This window comes from Pseudomonas inefficax (genome assembly GCF_900277125.1).
Taxonomy (GTDB): Bacteria; Pseudomonadota; Gammaproteobacteria; order Pseudomonadales; family Pseudomonadaceae; genus Aquipseudomonas; species Aquipseudomonas inefficax.
On sequence record NZ_OPYN01000128.1, the window covers coordinates 1 to 1,250 of the forward strand.

The 1,250-nt window shown below is 68.5% G+C and carries 1 pseudogene; it reads right to left on the reverse strand.

The annotated features are described in order from the left end of the window. Positions 1-1,248, reverse strand: a pseudogene (locus JV551A3_RS15065) (efflux transporter outer membrane subunit); the annotation flags it as partial. Positions 1,249-1,250 lie beyond the last annotated feature (2 nt).

Below are 1,250 nucleotides of genomic sequence, written 5' to 3' on the forward strand. Positions count from 1 at the left end.
ATAACGAATCGAGGCCAGTTCCGCCGCCTTGCGGCTGGCGTCGCTCTGGCGCATCAGCGNCAACAGCCGCTGCTGGGTCTTGATGTAGTGGCTGAAGCCGTTAGCCGATTCTTACAGGACGAGCAACACCTGCTGTTCATAGTTGGCCAGCGCCCCTTCGGCATCGGCCTTGGCACCGCGCAGGCGGGCGCGCACGCTGCCCAGGTCGAAGGCAGCCCAGGTGATGCTCGGGCCCAGCGCCCAGGCATTGGCTGCCGAGGAGCCTATTTGCGAGCCACGGGCGGCAGTAAAGCCGAGGAAGCCGCTGAGGCTGACACGCGGGAACAGGTCGGCCGTCGCTACGCCAACGTTGGCGGTGGCAGCCGCCAGCTGGCGTTCGGCGCTGCGGATGTCCGGGCGGCGGCGCAGCAGTTCTCCCGGGTCTCCCACCGGTAGCGCCTTGGCAATGGCCGGCAGGGCCTTGGGCGACAGGTCGACGCTGAGCGCCTCGGGGCGCTGCCCGAGCAGGGTGGCGATGCGATGCCGGGCCCGCGCCTGTTCCGCCTGCAGTTGCGGCACGGTGGCTTCGACCCCGGCCAGGCGCGCGTCGGCCCGCACCACGTCAAGGTCATTGCCCACGCCGGCATCGCGCAGGGTTTCGGTGATGGCCCGCGATTCCTGCTGGGTCTTGAGGTTGGCCAGGGCGATCTTCTCGCGCAACTGCGCGCCGCGCAGCTGGCCGTAGGCATCGACCAGCTCGGCGATCAGGCTGACCTGCAGCTGCTGCAGGTCGGCCGCGGCTACCGCTTCCTGGGCTTCGCTGGCCTCGATCTGGCGCTGAATGCGGCCGAACAGGTCAAGTTCCCAGGCCATGTCCAGGCCCAGGTCGTAGCGCTCGCTGTTCACCCGTTGCGTGGTCTGGCCGGGGACCTGGCCCTTGCCGATGTCACTGCTGGCGCGGCTGGTGACCACCGGGAACTGATCGTTCTCGGCGTCTTCGCGGATCGAACGGGCCGACTTCAGGCGGGCAAAGGCCACGCGCAGGTCACGGTTGCCGTCCAGCGAAGCCTGCACCAGCTGGTTCAGCACCGGGTCGTCGAACTGCTTCCACCACAGGCCTTCGAAACGGTTACGGTCGTAAGCCTTGGCCTGTACATCGCTGGCCAGTTGCGCGGGCTCGGTGGCCGGCGCCTGGTAGTCCGGGCCTACCGCGCAGGCCGCCAGGGCCAGCGCCAGCAAGCTCGGGGTAAAGGGTTTGAGCAGGTTCATGC